The 16617-nt window shown below is 42.5% G+C and carries 16 protein-coding genes; 13 read left to right on the forward strand and 3 right to left on the reverse strand.

All coding sequences use genetic code 11. The annotated features are described in order from the left end of the window. Positions 1-18: 18 nt before the first annotated feature. Positions 19-1089 (forward strand): tartrate dehydrogenase, encoded by a 1071-nt coding sequence (locus C8D76_RS00645; RefSeq protein ID WP_116630909.1) that lies wholly within the window; start codon positions 19-21, stop codon positions 1087-1089. A 58-nt stretch (positions 1090-1147) separates the two neighbouring features. On the opposite strand, the gene galM is transcribed toward C8D76_RS00645, so the two are convergent. Genes galM through galT form a run of 3 tightly spaced genes read right to left on the reverse strand, consistent with a single transcriptional unit; the run spans position 1148 to position 4454 of the window. Continuing rightward, complete coding sequence (gene galM / locus C8D76_RS00650; RefSeq protein WP_116631093.1) at positions 1148-2194, reverse strand: galactose-1-epimerase; 1047 nt, start codon at positions 2192-2194, stop codon at positions 1148-1150. Positions 2195-2205: 11 nt separating this feature from the next. Then, positions 2206-3363, reverse strand: coding sequence for a galactokinase (gene galK / locus C8D76_RS00655; RefSeq protein WP_116630910.1), 1158 nt, complete (start codon positions 3361-3363; stop codon positions 2206-2208). Positions 3364-3410: 47 nt separating this feature from the next. After that, a complete protein-coding gene (galT, locus tag C8D76_RS00660; protein ID WP_116630911.1) occupies positions 3411-4454 on the reverse strand; it encodes a galactose-1-phosphate uridylyltransferase in 1044 nt (347 codons plus the stop codon). Positions 4455-4685: 231 nt separating this feature from the next. On the opposite strand from galT, the gene C8D76_RS00665 reads away from it, so the two are divergent. The 12 genes from C8D76_RS00665 to glnB all read left to right on the forward strand — a co-directional run bounded on the left by C8D76_RS00665 (position 4686) and on the right by glnB (position 16601). Beyond that, positions 4686-5687: a substrate-binding domain-containing protein gene (locus tag C8D76_RS00665; protein WP_116630912.1), complete on the forward strand. Its 1002-nt coding sequence runs from the start codon at positions 4686-4688 to the stop codon at positions 5685-5687. A 173-nt stretch (positions 5688-5860) separates the two neighbouring features. Further along, the gene (gene mglB / locus C8D76_RS00670; RefSeq protein ID WP_116630913.1) at positions 5861-6847 is read left to right on the forward strand and encodes a galactose/glucose ABC transporter substrate-binding protein MglB; all 987 of its coding nucleotides are present in this window, start codon (positions 5861-5863) and stop codon (positions 6845-6847) included. 92 nt (positions 6848-6939) lie between these two features. Beyond that, positions 6940-8448 carry a galactose/methyl galactoside ABC transporter ATP-binding protein MglA gene (gene mglA, locus C8D76_RS00675; protein WP_116630914.1) on the forward strand — a complete coding sequence of 503 codons (1509 nt, stop codon included), beginning with the start codon at positions 6940-6942 and terminating at the stop codon, positions 8446-8448. 26 nt (positions 8449-8474) lie between these two features. Next, on the forward strand, positions 8475-9485 hold the full coding sequence (mglC, locus tag C8D76_RS00680) for a galactose/methyl galactoside ABC transporter permease MglC (protein WP_116630915.1): 1011 nt from the start codon (positions 8475-8477) through the stop codon (positions 9483-9485). Positions 9486-9744: 259 nt separating this feature from the next. After that, positions 9745-10197: a 3-hydroxyacyl-ACP dehydratase FabZ gene (gene fabZ, locus C8D76_RS00685; RefSeq protein ID WP_165814322.1), complete on the forward strand. Its 453-nt coding sequence runs from the start codon at positions 9745-9747 to the stop codon at positions 10195-10197. A gap of 50 nt (positions 10198-10247) precedes the next feature. Beyond that, complete coding sequence (gene lpxA, locus C8D76_RS00690; protein WP_116630916.1) at positions 10248-11036, forward strand: acyl-ACP--UDP-N-acetylglucosamine O-acyltransferase; 789 nt, start codon at positions 10248-10250, stop codon at positions 11034-11036. 125 nt (positions 11037-11161) lie between these two features. Beyond that, on the forward strand, positions 11162-12328 hold the full coding sequence (gene lpxB / locus C8D76_RS00695; protein WP_116631095.1) for a lipid-A-disaccharide synthase: 1167 nt from the start codon (positions 11162-11164) through the stop codon (positions 12326-12328). Between the two features lie 83 nt (positions 12329-12411). Then, complete coding sequence (rnhB, locus tag C8D76_RS00700) at positions 12412-13014, forward strand: ribonuclease HII (protein WP_116630917.1); 603 nt, start codon at positions 12412-12414, stop codon at positions 13012-13014. Between the two features lie 17 nt (positions 13015-13031). Next, positions 13032-14888 carry an SLC13 family permease gene (locus C8D76_RS00705; RefSeq protein ID WP_116630918.1) on the forward strand — a complete coding sequence of 619 codons (1857 nt, stop codon included), beginning with the start codon at positions 13032-13034 and terminating at the stop codon, positions 14886-14888. 240 nt (positions 14889-15128) lie between these two features. Beyond that, entirely contained in the window at positions 15129-15722 is a 594-nt protein-coding gene (gene mog, locus C8D76_RS00710; protein ID WP_116630919.1) for a molybdopterin adenylyltransferase, read from the forward strand. Between the two features lie 35 nt (positions 15723-15757). Beyond that, the gene (locus C8D76_RS00715) at positions 15758-16222 is read left to right on the forward strand and encodes a DMT family transporter (protein ID WP_116630920.1); all 465 of its coding nucleotides are present in this window, start codon (positions 15758-15760) and stop codon (positions 16220-16222) included. Positions 16223-16262: 40 nt separating this feature from the next. Continuing rightward, complete coding sequence (gene glnB / locus C8D76_RS00720) at positions 16263-16601, forward strand: nitrogen regulatory protein P-II (RefSeq protein ID WP_116630921.1); 339 nt, start codon at positions 16263-16265, stop codon at positions 16599-16601. The last annotated feature ends 16 nt before the right edge of the window (positions 16602-16617 follow it).

Here is a 16617-nt window from a genome sequence, read left to right on the forward strand (position 1 = left end):
TGATGATAGGAGAAAAATATGAGCCATAAAATTGCAGTGATTGCCGGCGATGGAATTGGGCCAGAAGTCTTGGCTGAAGGCGTAAAAGTGCTGAATGCAGTTTCCAAATTAGATCCCGAAATCCAATTTGATTTTACCCATTTTCCTTGGGGATGTGAGTTTTACCACAAGCACGGCAAAATGATGGACGATGATGGTATTGAACAACTTCGCCAATTTGATGCGATTTTTCTTGGTGCGGTGGGATATCCAGGCGTACCCGATCATATTTCTCTGTGGGATTTGCTGTTGGTGATTCGTAAAAGTTTCGACCAATATGTCAATGTGCGCCCCATTAAATTATTGAATGGCGCACCTTGTCCATTAAAGGGCAAAAGCGCGCAAGACATCAATATGACCTTTATTCGTGAAAATACGGAAGGGGAATATGCGGGCTATGGCAGCTGGTTATATAAAGATAAACCCCACGAAGTGGTGATCCAAAATGCGGTATTTTCACGGGTTGGTTGCGAACGCATTATTCGCTATGCTTTTGAATTAGGGCGTAAAGAAAAACGCAGTGTAACCAGTGTGAGCAAGGCGAATGCGCTGAATTATTCTATGGTGTTTTGGGATCAAATCTTTAAACAAGTGGAGGAAGAATATCCTGATGTCAAAACCGCGAGCTATTTAGTGGACGCAGCAGCAATGCTGATGGTAACTCAGCCTGAACGCTTTGAGATTGTGGTAACCAGCAATTTATTCGGCGATATTTTAACGGATCTTGGCGCAGCCATTGCAGGCGGAATGGGCTTGGCGGCGGGGGCAAATTTAAATCCTGAACGGCAATATCCGTCAATGTTTGAGCCAATTCATGGTTCTGCGCCGGATATCGCGGGGCAACAAATTGCAAATCCACTTGCTACTGTTTGGTCTGCCAGCCAATTGCTGGCGTTTTTGGGCTATCCGCAGTGGGCAGAGCGGTTAATCAACGCGATTGAACATTTGCTAGTAGAAGGAAAAACCTTAACGCCCGATCTCAAAGGCTCGGCAACAACAAGCGAAGTGGGCGATGCAGTCGTGGCGTATTTGCAAGCAAATTATGCCTAACCCACAAATTATTAGGGCGCTGTGCTAATTTCCCTATGCTAAGCCTAAGCGCCCTATTTTATGCAATGAATTTGAATTTAGTCCAATGTTGATAGCTCTCGCCCGCTTTTGCCATTCCGCCATATTGCCACCATTCTGGATGATTTGGCGTGTCTGGCAAAGCTTGCGTTTCTAAGGCGATGCCGCTGTAATCTTGATACGCGCCACCATTGCGTGTTGGCGTGTCAGCAAGATAATTTCCCGTATAAACTTGCAGTGCGGATTGGCTGGTGCTGACTTCAAGGCGTAACGAACGATCAGGTGCGGTCAAAATTGCGCAAGGTTTCGTTTCATTTTTGTTGAGCAAGAATGCGTGATCATAACCTTTGGTTAAAGCCTGCTCTTCCTTGAGAAAATCTGCGTGGATGATTTTTTCTGTACGAAAATCAAAACTGGTCTGTTCAACAGATTTTAATGGTGCGTTGGGAATGCCCTCACTATCCACTGGCAAGAACTGATCCGTATTCACTTGCAGAAAATGTTCACGGACATCAGCATTTTCACGATACAGATTAAAATAGGCGTGATTGGTGAGATTGAGCGGCGTATCTTGCCCATTTTCAGCTTGATAGGTGATGGTGAGCGAATTATCATCATTCAATTGAAATAACGCAAAGGCGACAACATTGCCCGCAAAGCCCTGATCGCCGTCCGCCGAAAAATGGCGAAAACGAACGAAATTTTCACAAAACTCATCTAATTTCCACCGCACTTTATCCCAACCCAAGCCGCCGTGTAATTGATGTTGCCCTTGATTCGTGGTTAATCCTAGTTTTGCCGCATGGGCGATGCGGTTGGCGTAACGCCCAATGCTTGCGCCAAGATAGGCAGTTTGTTTGATGTAATCTTCAGGCTGACAACCTAGCAACACTTCCCGTAATTGCCCTTGAACCGGCACTTTGCAGGAAATCCACGTCGCGCCCCAATCCATTATTTTCACTTGCATGCCCTGAGAATTGGTGAGCGTGAAAATTTGGAATGGCTCACCATCGGGCGCCGTGCCGCAGCGAGAAAGTGCGGTCGGTTTTGTTGTAGTTTTTGTGAACGTAGGGGAATTTGTTAACATGGGGGAATTTGTTAGCATAGATGCACCCCTTGGGACGCTGTGCACACATAAAAACTTTCTTTTAACCCTGTACGTTTTTCGTAGTTTTCTTCGATGATTTTGCGCACCGCCTCCACTTTTTCTAGCGGCGCAATCGCCACGATACAACCGCCAAAGCCACCCCCAGTCATCCGTGCGCCACCTGCTGTGCCAATCGCTGATTGCGCCAATTCCACCAAATAATCAATTTCAGGGCAGGTAATTTCAAAGTCATCACGCATTGAATCATGGGATTGCCCCATTAATACGCCTAAACGAGAAATATCCCCTTGATTTAACGCTTCAACAGCATCTAACACCCGTTGGTTTTCTGTCACCACATGGCGAGCGCGTTTTGCCACAACGGCATCAAGTGCGGTCAATTCAGCTTCTTTTTTATGAAATTCGGCTACGGACACATCACACAACGCTTTCACCCCAAAGAATTTTGCCGCCGCCTCGCATTGTTGACGGCGAGTATTGTATTCGCCCGTGACTAAATCATGCTTAACGTGAGAATTGACAATCATCACCGCAATATTTTCTGGCACAGGCGTGGCGACAGTATCAAGCGAACGGCAGTCGATCATTAATAAATGATCGGCTTGCCCTAATGCGGAAATCAGCTGATCCATATTGCCGCAATTGGCGCCAACGAATTTGTTTTCCGCTTTTTGCCCAATTAAAGCGATTTCTGTATCACTAATCGGCAGGTTTGCCAGTTGTTGGCAAAATTTTCCCACCGCCACTTCAAGGGAGGCTGATGAGCTTAATCCCGATGACAATGGCACATCGCCACAAATAACCAAATCAGCGCCTTGCTGAAATTCGGGGCAACGTTCTTGAATAAATTTCACCACACCGCGCACATAGCCTGTCCATTTGGCGTTAGGATTGGGAAGAATTTCTTGATCTAAAGAAAATTCATCGCTTTCATTTAAATCGGCAGCAAACACATTAAAAATTGCATCGTTGCGCGGTGATCCGCTGATCGCTGTGCCATAATTAATGGCGCAGGGCATCACGAAACCATCGTTGTAATCAGTGTGTTCGCCGATAATATTGACTCGCCCAGGCGCATAAACATTTAGGCGAGAAGTGCGGTTAAATTTTTGTTCAAATAATTTGGGAGCTAATTCTTTTGGAGACATAAATCATTCCTTTTGGGCTAAGTTGACAACCAATGCATTAACAATTTTTATAGTGTGTTTTTATAGTGCGTTTCGGGAAGTTCTCGCAATCTTGCGGCGGCTTGCTCTGCGGTTAAATCTCGTTGGCTTTCACCGAGCATTTCATAGCCCACCATAAATTTCCGCACTGTGGCTGAACGCAAGAGCGGTGGATAGAAATGAGCGTGAAGCTGCCAATGATCATTATTTTCGCCATTAAATGGCGCGCCATGAAAACCCATAGAATAGGGGAAACTGGTTTCAAACAGATTGTCGTATTTTGTGGTTAATTTTTTCAAAGCGAGCGCTAAATCTTGGCTTTGTTCTGCGGTTAATTCCGTTAATCTTTTCACTTGGGATTTTTTCGGCAACAACAATGTTTCAAATGGCCACACCGCCCAATAAGGCACCACTGCAAGCCAATGTTCTGTTTCCACCACAATTCGCTCTTTGAGCGCTAATTCGCGTTGCGCATAATCTAATAACATCACGGATTGGTGTTCAGCAAAGTAACGGCGTTGGCTTTGATCTTCCTTGGCAACTTCATTCGGTAAAAAACTGTTCGCCCAAATTTGACCATGAGGGTGCGGATTGGAACAGCCCATCGCCGCGCCTTTGTTTTCAAAAATTTGTACCCATTGGTATTTTTCTCCTAATTCATTGAGCTGCTGTTGCCATACTTTTACCACTTCTGCAATTTCTTCTACCGTCAGTAACGGCAAGGTTTTGCTGTGATCGGGCGAAAAACAAATCACGCGACTTTCCCCCTGTGCAAGTGCGGTCTGAAAGAGCGGATCTTTGCTTTCTGCTGGTGCTGGTGTGTCTTGTAATAACGCTGAAAAATCATTTTTAAACACATAAGGTTTTTGATAATCAGGATTTGGCTCGCCCGTAATGCGTTTATTTCTTGGGCAAAGATAACAATTGGGATTGTGAGTCGGTTTTTGTTCTTCGGCCACTTTTTCTTGCTGACCTTGCCATGGACGTTTTGCACGATGTGGCGACACCAAAACCCATTGGCCTGTCAATGGGTTATAACGGCGATGAGGGTGTTCTGTTGGATCAAACGGCATAGGTTTTACCTCACAAAATCAATTTGGAAACGATTACAAAACTATTATGAGACATGTTGCCATAAGCGCCTTGAATATTCTGTGAACAAGATCACAAAACAAGGATTTATCCGACTAAAATTGCCATTATTTTGTGAGCTTAATCATATTTTTTAACGTAACCGTTTTCAAAATGCCATTACTTATTTTATGATAAGCAGTAGTAAAAGGATAAGAGAGAAGAGGGAAACAATGATTACGATTCGAGATGTTGCCAAGCAGGCTGGCGTATCTGTGGCGACCGTTTCTCGTGTATTAAATAACGCTTCTTCCAGCGAAAAAGCACGTTTAGCGGTGCAAAGTGCGGTGAAAAAATTAGGTTATTCACCCAATGCCAATGCTCAGGCCTTGGCATCACAAAATACCGATACTATCGGAGTGGTGGTCACCGATGTGACGGATTCGTTTTTTGCCATTTTAGTGAAGGCTGTAGATCAAGTTGCGGCTGAATATGGAAAGAATATTTTGATTGGCATTGGTTATCATCATATAGAAAAAGAACGCAATGCTATTGAAACCCTATTGCGTAAGCGTTGCAGTTGTTTGGTTGTGCATTCCAAAGCCTTGAGCGATGAAGAATTAAAAAATTACTTAGACCAAGTGCCTGGAATGGTGATTATCAATCGTAGCATTGCTGGCTATGAACACCGTTGTGTCAGCTTGGATAACCAGCGTGGCACTTTTCTTGCTACTGAAACGCTGATAAAACTTGGACATAAAAAAATTGGCTATATTGGCTCCAACCATTTAATTAACGATGAGGTTGAGAGAAAACAAGGATATTTAACCGCACTTTCACAATATGGATTGCCGATTATTGATGACGCCAGCATTCAAAATTCCCCAGATTTTGAAGGTGGGGAGGCGGCTATGGTGGATTTGCTCAGTTATCATTCAGATTTAACCGCCGTTGTCGCTTATAACGATAATATGGCTGCGGGAGCGTTATCCGTGTTGCACGAAAACAATATTAACGTGCCTCGCCAGTTTTCGGTGATTGGTTTTGATGATATGCCGATTGCCCGTCATATTGTGCCTAAACTGACGACAATTCGTTATCCTATTGATTTAATGGCAAATTATGCCGCGAAATTGGCGTTGAGCTTGGTGAATGAAAATGTTGATACGCCAATTCATACGCAATTTAATCCAACGGTGGTGCGCCGTTTTTCAACAGATATTTGTATAAAATAGTTTTTTTGTAATCGTTTCCATGAAATTTTCATAATTGTGAATGGGATCACAGAATTCGCGCAAAAAATATTATATCTTAGCCACAATTACTTGATGTGTAGGTAATGCGATAAGGCTATAGGAGTTATTCTCTTACTTCTCTTATAGTTCTCTTAACTAGAAGGAATATCATTATGAAAAAATTAGTATTAAGTGCGGTGGGTTTAGCTGTTGTTTTAGGTTCTAGCGTGGCGCAAGCGGAAACACGCATTGGTGTAACCATTTACAAATACGATGATAATTTCATGTCATTAATGCGTAAAGAAATCGATAAAGAAGCCGCGAATTTCAGCGATATTAAATTATTAATGAATGACTCTCAGAATGCACAATCTGTACAAAATGACCAAGTGGATGTATTAATTTCTAAAGGCGTGAAAGCCTTAGCCATTAATTTGGTTGACCCTTCAGCTTATCGAACCATTATTCAAAAAGCGAAAGGCGATGATTTGCCTATCGTTTTCTTCAACAAAGATCCAGGTCAAAAAGCCCTTGATAGCTATGACAAAGCCTATTATGTGGGAACAGATCCTAAAGAATCTGGCTTAATTCAAGGCGATTTAATCGCAAAACAATGGGCTGCACATCCAGAATATGATTTAAATAAAGACGGCAAAATTCAATATGCTTTATTGAAAGGTGAACCCGGTCACCCAGACGCTGAAGCGCGTAGTAAATATGTCATCGAGCAATTAAATGCGAAAGGTATCCCAACCGAAGAAATCTTTATTGATACAGGAATGTGGGATGCGGCAATGGCGAAAGATAAAACCGATGCATGGTTATCTAGCGCGCGTGCAAAAGATATTGAAGTGATTATTTCTAACAACGATGGTATGGCGTTGGGCGCACTAGAAGCCACTAAAGCCCACGGCAAAAAATTACCAATTTTTGGTGTGGATGCTTTGCCTGAAGCGTTGCAATTAGTCAAAAAAGGCGAGTTGGCAGGCACCGTGCTTAACGATGGTGTAAACCAAGGTAAAGCCGTGGTGCAATTGGCTAACAACCTTGCTCACGACAAACCTGCAACCGAAGGCACGAACTGGAAATTAGATAATAAAGTGGTTCGCATTCCTTATGTAGGCGTGGATAAAGATAATTTAAGCGAATTTTTAAAATAATTAACCGCACTTAACGCCAATCAGGGGCGTAAACTACGCCCCTTTTGTTTTACTCAAATTCTTTTTATTTCATTCTATCTGTGAGGTGATGTATGTCAGCACCAGTTCAAGAAGTGCTACTCACAATGACAAATGTTAGCAAGTCATTTCCGGGTGTCAAAGCACTAGACAAAGCTAATTTAACAGTAAAATCTCATTCTGTTCATGCGCTGATGGGCGAAAATGGTGCAGGAAAATCAACCTTACTAAAATGCCTTTTTGGTATTTATGCCAAAGACGAAGGGGATATTTTATTTTTAGGCAAACCCGTCAACTTCAAAACATCGAAAGAAGCGCTCGAAAACGGGATTTCGATGGTGCATCAAGAATTAAACTTGGTTCGCCAACGTAGCGTTATGGATAACCTTTGGCTAGGGCGTTATCCGCTCAAAGGGATTTTTGTGGATCACGGCAAAATGTATCGTGATACAAAAGCGATTTTTGATGAATTAGAAATTAATGTCGATCCCAAAGAAAAAGTGGCTAATTTATCCGTTTCACAAATGCAAATGATTGAAATCGCAAAGGCTTTTTCTTATAACGCCAAAATTGTGATCATGGACGAGCCCACTTCTTCCCTTTCTGAAAAAGAAGTGGATCATTTATTTAAAATCATCGAAAAATTAAAAGAACGCGGCTGTGGCATTATCTACATTTCCCACAAAATGGATGAAATTTTCAAAATTTGTGATGAAATTACCATTTTGCGTGATGGTCAATGGATTAACACCGTTGCCACTAAAGACACCTCAATGGACGGTGTGGTGTCAATGATGGTGGGGCGTGAGCTGACTCAACGTTTCCCAGAACGCACGAATGTGCCGAAAGAAACCATCTTAACTGTGGAAAATTTGACCGCACTTAACCAACCTTCTATTCAAGATGTGAGCTTTGATTTACGCAAAGGCGAAGTGCTCGGCATCGCAGGTTTAGTGGGGGCAAAACGTACAGATATTGTCGAAACCATTTTCGGCGTGCGTGAGAAAAAATCGGGAACGATCAAATTAAATGGCAAAACTGTGGAAAATCACACCGCACTTGAAGCCATTAATAATGGTTTTGCCTTGGTTACCGAAGAACGCCGTAGTACGGGGATTTATGCCAACTTAAGCATTGAATTCAATTCTCTCGTTTCCAATATGAAATCCTATTTAAACCGTTTTGGTCTATTAAGTAGCAAAAAAATGCGCAGCGATACTCAATGGGTGATTGATGCAATGAACGTGAAAACCCCATCGCACGGCACGAGCATTGGGTCGCTTTCTGGCGGAAACCAGCAAAAAGTTATTATTGGCCGTTGGTTATTAACTCAGCCCGAAATTCTTATGCTAGATGAGCCAACACGTGGTATCGATATTGGTGCAAAATTTGAAATTTATCAGCTCATTATGGAATTAGCGAAAAAAGATAAAGGTATCATTATTATTTCATCGGAAATGCCAGAATTGCTTGGCACGACAGACCGAATTTTAGTGATGAGTAATGGGCGCGTGGCAGGAATAGTGGAAACCGCAAAAACCAGCCAAGAAGAAATTTTACAACTTGCGGCAAAATATCTATAAAAGTTTTATCAGAGAAGGAACGTATTATGTCTGCCTTAAAACAAAACAAATCTTTGGATTTTCTTAAACAAAATGCGATTTATTTTGTACTTTTGATCCTACTTGTGGTGATTATTGCACAGGATCCAAGTTTCCTCAGTTTAACCAATTTTAGTAACATTCTCACTCAATCTTCCGTGCGTTTAATTATCGCCTTAGGGGTAGCAGGTTTGCTGGTGACACAAGGTACGGACTTGTCTGCAGGGCGCCAAGTGGGGTTAGCCGCGGTAATTGCTGCAAGTATGTTGCAAGCCATGGATAATATGAACCGTGTTTTCCCTGAATTGGGCGAGATTCCCATTCCCGTGGTGATTTTAGCGGTTTGTGCAGTTGGCGCAGTGATCGGCTTAGTCAACGGTTTTGTCATCGCTTGCCTAAATGTCACGCCATTTATCGCTACAATGGGGACAATGATTATCGTATATGGTATCAACTCACTTTACTATGATGCCGTAGGCGGCTCGCCAATCGCAGGTTTCAGCGACAATTTCTCTGAATTTGCCCAAGGTTTCTTCCGTATCGGTGGATTTAAACTTTCATTCATCACTATTTATGCCGCAATTGCCGCATTCTTAGTGTGGGTGATGTGGAACAAAACCCGTTTTGGTAAAAACATTTTCGCTATCGGCGGCAACCCTGAAGCAGCAAAAGTATCGGGCGTAAACGTGACACGCAATTTAGTGGTGATCTATATGATTGCAGGTATGTTCTACGCTTTCGGCGGGATGTTAGAAGCTGGACGTATCGGCTCTGCCACCAATAACCTTGGATTTATGTACGAACTTGATGCCATTGCGGCTTGCGTGGTCGGTGGCGTATCTTTCGCTGGTGGCGTGGGAACGGTTATCGGTGTGATCACAGGGGTTATCATCTTCACCGTCATCAACTATGGTTTAACCTACATCGGTGTAAATCCATATTGGCAATATATTATTAAAGGTTCAATCATTATCTTAGCGGTTGCGATTGATAGTTTAAAATATGCGAAGAAAAAATAGCTAAACTCAGAAAAAAACGACCGCACTTACAACAAAAGTGCGGTCATTTTTTTGAAAATTTTATCGTTAATAGTAAAAACGTGTCTTTTCCAATGGATGACAAATTTTTAACCACTCGTTTTTAATTGAAATCATAAACGCTCTGACAATACTCAAAATAAGTAGATTTCTTCTTTTGAGCACAGCGCCCACTACTATTTCAGCATTAAATGACGTATAATTCCGCAAATTTATCGGAAAAACATTAAAGGATAATATTGTGACTACAGAAACAAGAACGGCAAAAATTATAGAAGCCAAAGAAATTATGACGCTTTTACCACATCGTTACCCATTCTTATTAGTGGATCGCGTAGTGGATTTTCAAGAAGGCGAATGGTTAAAAGCGATCAAAAATATTAGCGTAAACGAACCTTGTTTTACTGGTCATTTTCCAGAAGTCCCAATTTTACCTGGTGTTTTAATTCTTGAAGCCTTGGCTCAATCAATGGGCATTTTGGCATTCAAAACCCATGAAATTCAAGGTGGTGAATTATTCTATTTTGCTGGAATTGATGACGCGCGTTTCAAACGTCCTGTCTTGCCAGGGGATCAAATGGAATTATATGTTGAAGTTATCAAGGAACGCCGTGGTATCACATCTTTCACCGGCATTGCTCGCGTTAATGGCGAAGTGGCTTGTGAAGCAAAATTAATGTGCGCGCGTAGATAATATTTCGTCATAACTAAATATTTCGTAATAACAAGGAAAAGGGGCAAAATATGATTCACCCTACAGCAAAAATTCATCCATCTTCCATTATTGAAGAGGGCGCAATCATCGGCGAAAACGTGGTGATTGGTCCATTCTGCATCGTAGAAAAAGAGAGTCAAATTGGCAAAGGCACCGTTTTGCATTCTCACGTTGTGGTGCGTGGTGTAACGAAAATTGGTGAAGATAACCAAATTTTCCAAGGCGCAAGCATTGGCGAAGTGAACCAAGATCTAAAATATCAAGGTGAACCAACAAAAACGATTATTGGTGATCGCAACCGTATTCGTGAAAATGTCACGATTCATCGTGGCACCGTGCAAGGCGGCGGAGTCACCCGTGTGGGCGATGACAATCTCTTTATGGTGAATGCGCATATTGCCCACGATTGCCAAATTAAAAACCGTTGTATCTTAGCAAACAATGCTACCTTGGCGGGTCATGTTGAATTAGATGATTTCGTGATCGTTGGCGGCATGTCTGCGATCCATCAATTTGTGATTGTTGGGGCGCATGTAATGTTAGGCGGCGGTTCAATGGTGAGTCAAGACGTTCCCCCTTATGTAATGGCGCAAGGCAATCATGCGCGCCCATTTGGCGTTAATCTTGAAGGCTTAAAACGCCGCGGTTTTGATAAACCGACTTTGCATGCCATTCGCAATGTGTACAAATTATTGTATCGCAGTGAAAAAACCTTAGATGAAGTGATGCCAGAGATTGAGCATTATGCGAAAACAGAAGCCGCAATCAGTTTCTTCTTAGATTTCTTCAAACGTTCAACGCGTGGAATTATTCGTTAATTTTAGTGAGTAACGCCGAGAACCGTTTAGCTCAGCAGCGCCTATTTCAATAGGCAAAATTATCGTGGAACTGACCGCACTTCTTCCAAAAGTGCGGTCATTTTTTAGGAAGTTTTATGGAAAAAATAACACAAACCAGCCCAACAATTGCCATCGTGGCAGGCGAAGTGTCTGGCGATATTCTTGGCGCGGGTTTAATTCGTGCTTTAAAACAAACCTATCCTAACGCGCGTTTTGTGGGAATTGCTGGGCAGAAAATGCTAGCGGAAGGCTGTGAAACACTCGTCGATATGGAAGAAATTGCGGTGATGGGGCTGGTGGAAATTCTAAAACATTTGCCGCGTTTGTTGAAAATCCGCAAACAGCTTGTTCAGCATTTTTTACAACAAAAGCCCGATATTTTTATCGGCATTGATTCGCCCGAATTTAATCTTTATGTGGAAGACAAACTCAAAGCCGCAGGCGTTAAAACCATTCATTATGTGAGCCCAAGTGTGTGGGCGTGGCGACAAAATCGTATCCATAAAATTGCGCGAGCCACTGATTTGGTGCTTGCTTTTCTTCCTTTTGAAAAAGCCTTTTATGACAAATTTAATGTGCCTTGCCGTTTTGTGGGGCACACGATGGCGGATGCAATTCCATTACAACCCAATAAAGCAGAAGCCTATCAGCAGCTAGGGTTGCCAAGCGATCAGCGTTATGTGGCGATTTTAGTTGGCAGCCGTGGCGCAGAAGTGGAAATGCTGGCGGAACAGTTTTTAAAAACTGCCGAATTATTAAAAGCGCAATACCCAGATTTAAAATTCTTAGTGCCTTTAGTCAATGCCAAGCGCCGTACTCAATTTGAACAAATTCGAGCCCAAACGGCGTTGAACTTAGCGGATGACGATCTCATTTTGCTTGATGGCAACGCGCGTCAAGCTATGATCATTGCGGACGCAACCTTGCTTGCGTCGGGAACAGCAGCGTTGGAATGTATGCTCTGCAAATCGCCGATGGTGGTGGGCTATCGTATGAAACCTTTCACTTATTGGCTGGCAAAACGTTTAGTCAAAAGCCCTTATGTTTCGTTGCCTAATTTATTGGCGAATGAAATGCTAGTGCCCGAAATGTTGCAAGAAGAATGCGAACCCGCCAAATTAGCGGAACAAATGGCGCGTTATTTGGGCGAAAGTGCGGTCAAAAATCGACAAGTTTTGATCGAACGCTTTACAGAGCTTCATCAAATGGTGCGCAAAAACGCAGATGAACAAGCGGCCCAAGCTGTGATTGATATGCTAGAAAGGCGCTAGAGTTTGCTGACATAAACGGCTATTAAGTCTTGATTTCAGCCTAATAACAGCGGCTCTCCAATAATGTTATTGATAAGGAAAATATGACAACAAATTTTGAATATCCTAAAGGCATTGAACTGATTGCTGGTGTCGATGAAGTCGGGCGTGGTCCGTTGGTGGGCGCGGTGGTTACCGCTGCGGTGATTTTAGACCCGAATAACCCCATTGAAGGATTGGCGGATAGCAAAAAATTGAGCGAGAAAAAACGCGTTGCCCTTGCAGAAGAAATTAAGCAAAAAGCATTGGCTTGGGCGTTGGGAAGAGCAGAACCCGAAGAAATTGATCAGCTGAATATTTTGCACGCCACAATGCTTGCGATGCAGCGCGCGGTAAAATCTTTAAAAATTCGACCGCACTTTGTGTTGGTGGACGGTAATCGCATTCCCAAACTGGATATGCCAGCGCAAGCGGTGGTGAAAGGCGATAGTTTAGTGGCTGAAATTAGTGCCGCCTCTATTTTAGCCAAAGTGGCGCGGGATCAAGAAATGTACGAATTAGATCAACAGTATCCACAATATGAATTTGCGAAACACAAAGGTTATCCAACAAAAGTGCATTTAGAAAAATTACATGAATTTGGCGCACTGCCACAACATCGCCGCAGTTTTGCCCCGGTGCGCAAAGCCCTCGAGCATAAGGAATAAACATAAGGAAAATCCCAATGACTGATCTTCTGCTTTCATTTATGCCATCGCCACTCATCACCACCGTGGTGTTATTAGTGATAGCGATTTTCCTATTTATCCAAAACAAAATCCGTATGGATATGATCGCTTTAATGGTGATGCTAGCATTTTGCTTGACGGGGATTTTATCGGTACAGGAAGTTCTCACAGGGTTTAGCGATCCCAACGTGCTTTTAGTTGCCTTGTTATTTGTCGTGGGCGAAGGTTTGGTGCGCACTGGCGTTGCCTATCAAGTGAGCGAATGGTTGATGAAAGTCGCGAATAACAGTGAAACGAAAGTCTTGATTTTGTTGATGTTAGCGGTAACTGGCTTGGGTTCTTTTATGAGTTCCACTGGCGTGGTGGCGATTTTTATTCCCGTGGTGTTGGTAATTTGTCAGCAAATGAATATTTCAGCCAAGCGTTTAATGATGCCTTTATCTGTCGCAGGATTGATTAGCGGCATGATGACCTTAATCGCCACTGCGCCAAACCTTGTGGTGAATGCTGAGTTAGTGCGTACCCAAGCAGGACGTTTTAGCTTTTTCTCTTTCACGCCCATCGGTTTAGGCGTACTAGTCTTAGGCATTGTATATATGCTGGCAGTGCGGGGTTGGTTGTCCTCATCGAAAGAGAATGCCACAGAAACAACCTACCGCCATTCTATTAACGATTTGATTGAAAGCTATCATTTACATCAGCGCATAAAGCGTTTTGTGGTGAAAACTGGCTCGCCATTTATTGGCAAAACCGTGGAAGAGCTTCATTTGCGTTCGAATTATGGGCTGAATATTTTGGCGATTGAGCGCTGGAAGCGATTTCGCCCTGTTTTTTTAGCGGCATCTTTGGGCAAAACGGAAATCAGAGAAAAAGATATTTTGATGATTGACGTGTCCAATCCTGAACTTGATTTAAATGAACTTTGTCGTTTATTGGTATTAGAACAAGCACCTATTCGCAGCCAAAATTTTAATGAACAAGCAAAATCTATTGGCATGGCAGAAATCACGCCTATCCCCGATGCAGGAGCGATAGGCAAAAGTGCGGTCGAATTACACTTTAGATCGCGTTATGGACTAAATGTGATCGGCATTAAACGCCAAGGTGAGTTATTGCAAGGCAACTTAGTGGAAACACCGTTGGAAAGCGGTGATTTATTATTGGTGGTAGGCGATTGGAAATTGATCCAACAATTGCGCGAAAAAACCAAGTCGTTTTTTATTCTTAGGTATCCGAGTGAAATCGACAAAGCCGTACCCGCTCGCAGCCAAGCTTGGCATGCCATTTTCTCGGTGGCAACCATGGTGGTTTTAATGGTAACAGGGATTGTGCCTAACGTGCTGGCGGCGTTAATCGCTTGCTTGATGTTAGGCAAGTTTCGTTGTATAGATGCCCGAAGTGCTTATGGTTCTATCCAGTGGCCAAGCCTCATTTTGATTATTGGTATGATGCCTTTTTCCATAGCCTTACAAAAAACTGGCGGGGTGAACATTGTGGTGGATTTTATGATTCACACCGTAGGTACCATGGGCAAACATTGGATATTGATTAGTTTATTTGTGCTTTGTGCTGTGGTTGGTTTATTTATTTCTAACACCGCAACAGCGATCTTAATGGCGCCCATTGCAATTACTATGGCGCAGCAACTTGGCTTATCGCCGCTACCCTTTGCAATGACGGTGGCGATTGCGTCATCTGCAGCCTTTATTACGCCTATTTCATCACCAGTGAATACGATGGTGCTTGGACCGGGCGAATATCGATTTAGCGATTTTGTTAAAATCGGTGCGCCGTTCACTATTTTAGTGATGCTATTGACGGTTTTTGTGGTGCCAATCTTGTTTCCATTCTAAAAAATAGAGAAGTTGGTATTAGTATCACATTGATTTTAAACTAATTTTGTGGGATTAAATTTTGTTCCATAACAAATTAAATGTTAGTTTATTGGTAATGTGGAAGATTGGTGTCTAAGACGAATGCCGCAATAAATTTAAATGCTTAATGGCTATTTAAATGCAGTTTGATATACTGCGCACCGAATTTAGAAATATGGGGAAAATTATTTTCTCCATAATCAAAAAATAAGGAAAAATATGACCGCACTTTTTGAAGAGAAAAAGTTAAAAATTGGCTTAGTTTCAGTCTCTGATCGCGCATCGCAAGGTGTGTATCAAGATCAAGGCATTCCTGAATTGAGAAAATGGCTGGAAACCGCATTGATCGATGAATTTGATGTGGAAACACGTTTGATTCCCGATGAACAAGCGGAAATTGAGAAAACCTTGATTGAATTAGTGGATGAATGCCAATGCCATTTAGTGCTGACAACTGGGGGCACGGGGCCTGCGAAACGTGATGTCACGCCTGATGCTACCTTAGCGGTGGCAGATCGTGAAATGCCGGGATTTGGTGAGCAAATGCGCCAAGTGAGTTTACATTTTGTGCCTACGGCGATTTTGTCGCGTCAAGTGGGCGTCATCCGTAAAAATACCTTAATTTTGAATTTACCAGGGCAGCCTAAGGCTATTAAAGAAACCTTAGAAGGCGTGAAAGATGCAGTAGGGAACGTGTTAGTCAAAGGTATTTTTGCAGCCGTTCCTTATTGTTTACAGCTGATTGACGGCATTTATATTGATACTCACGCTGATGTAATTGAAAGTTTCCGCCCGAAATCTGCACGTCGTTAAGACATTTTGTTAAGCCATTGCGCATAGGAGTCATTATGGCAATTTCTTTTATTATTATCGCACTTTGCGCTGGATTTGCTTTATCCATTCAAGCAGCAATTAACAGCCAGTTGGCAAGTGCTTTAATTGGGCAACCTGCAGTCGCCGCATTGGTTTCTTTTGTGATGGGATCGATTGTTTTACTTGTTATTTGTTGGTGGAAAGCCGATCTTGCAATTGCGTGGCAGCATATTCCTAAACAACCTTGGTGGAAGCTAATTGGTGGACCATTAGGGGCATTAGTTGTTTTTACCACTATCTTTTTAGCGCCAAAAATTGGTGTGACTAATATGTTGTTTTTTATCATTATCGGACAACTGATTGCCGCCACTATTATTGACCATTTTGGTTTGATTGGAATGAATGTTCGCCCAATTCAGGTTTGGCAAGTGATAGGATTAATCGTTATCGCTTGTGGTTTAACCCTATTTTTCTTTGGTAAAAAACTATTCGGTGGATAATATCAACCGTAAGTTTTTAATATATTTAACGGAGTAAATGATGAAAAAGATCGAAGCAATTATTAAACCGTTTAAATTAGATGATGTACGTGAAGGCCTGTCTGATATGGGTATCACTGGCATGACTGTAACAGAAGTGCGTGGTTTTGGTCGCCAAAAAGGGCACACGGAATTATACCGCGGTGCGGAATATATGGTGGACTTTTTACCCAAAGTGAAACTAGAAATTATTGTAACCGATGATCTGGTGGATCAATGTGTGGAAACTATCGTGGACATTGCACAAACAGGTAAAATCGGTGACGGTAAGATCTTTGTCTATGATATTGAGCGTGTCATTCGTATTCGCACTGGCGAAGAAAACGAAGAAGCTATTTAACAGCCATTCATCTTTT

Origin of the sequence: Alitibacter langaaensis DSM 22999, assembly GCF_003096995.1 — a bacterium.
GTDB lineage: Bacteria > Pseudomonadota > Gammaproteobacteria > Enterobacterales > Pasteurellaceae > Exercitatus > Exercitatus langaaensis.

Excerpts from the sequence above, each read along its gene's own strand:
- C8D76_RS00715 (WP_116630920.1), top strand. The coding sequence starts at position 15,758 with ATGGCAATTTCTTTTATTATTATCGCACTTTGCGCTGGATTTGCTTTA.
- C8D76_RS00645 (WP_116630909.1), top strand. The coding sequence starts at position 19 with ATGAGCCATAAAATTGCAGTGATTGCCGGCGATGGAATTGGGCCAGAA.
- C8D76_RS00705 (WP_116630918.1), top strand. The coding sequence starts at position 13,032 with ATGACTGATCTTCTGCTTTCATTTATGCCATCGCCACTCATCACCACC.
- galK (WP_116630910.1), bottom strand. The coding sequence starts at position 3,363 with ATGTCTCCAAAAGAATTAGCTCCCAAATTATTTGAACAAAAATTTAAC.
- mglB (WP_116630913.1), top strand. The coding sequence starts at position 5,861 with ATGAAAAAATTAGTATTAAGTGCGGTGGGTTTAGCTGTTGTTTTAGGT.
- mglA (WP_116630914.1), top strand. The coding sequence starts at position 6,940 with ATGTCAGCACCAGTTCAAGAAGTGCTACTCACAATGACAAATGTTAGC.
- galM (WP_116631093.1), bottom strand. The coding sequence starts at position 2,194 with ATGTTAACAAATTCCCCTACGTTCACAAAAACTACAACAAAACCGACC.
- C8D76_RS00665 (WP_116630912.1), top strand. The coding sequence starts at position 4,686 with ATGATTACGATTCGAGATGTTGCCAAGCAGGCTGGCGTATCTGTGGCG.
- mog (WP_116630919.1), top strand. The coding sequence starts at position 15,129 with ATGACCGCACTTTTTGAAGAGAAAAAGTTAAAAATTGGCTTAGTTTCA.
- mglC (WP_116630915.1), top strand. The coding sequence starts at position 8,475 with ATGTCTGCCTTAAAACAAAACAAATCTTTGGATTTTCTTAAACAAAAT.
- galT (WP_116630911.1), bottom strand. The coding sequence starts at position 4,454 with ATGCCGTTTGATCCAACAGAACACCCTCATCGCCGTTATAACCCATTG.
- glnB (WP_116630921.1), top strand. The coding sequence starts at position 16,263 with ATGAAAAAGATCGAAGCAATTATTAAACCGTTTAAATTAGATGATGTA.
- rnhB (WP_116630917.1), top strand. The coding sequence starts at position 12,412 with ATGACAACAAATTTTGAATATCCTAAAGGCATTGAACTGATTGCTGGT.
- lpxA (WP_116630916.1), top strand. The coding sequence starts at position 10,248 with ATGATTCACCCTACAGCAAAAATTCATCCATCTTCCATTATTGAAGAG.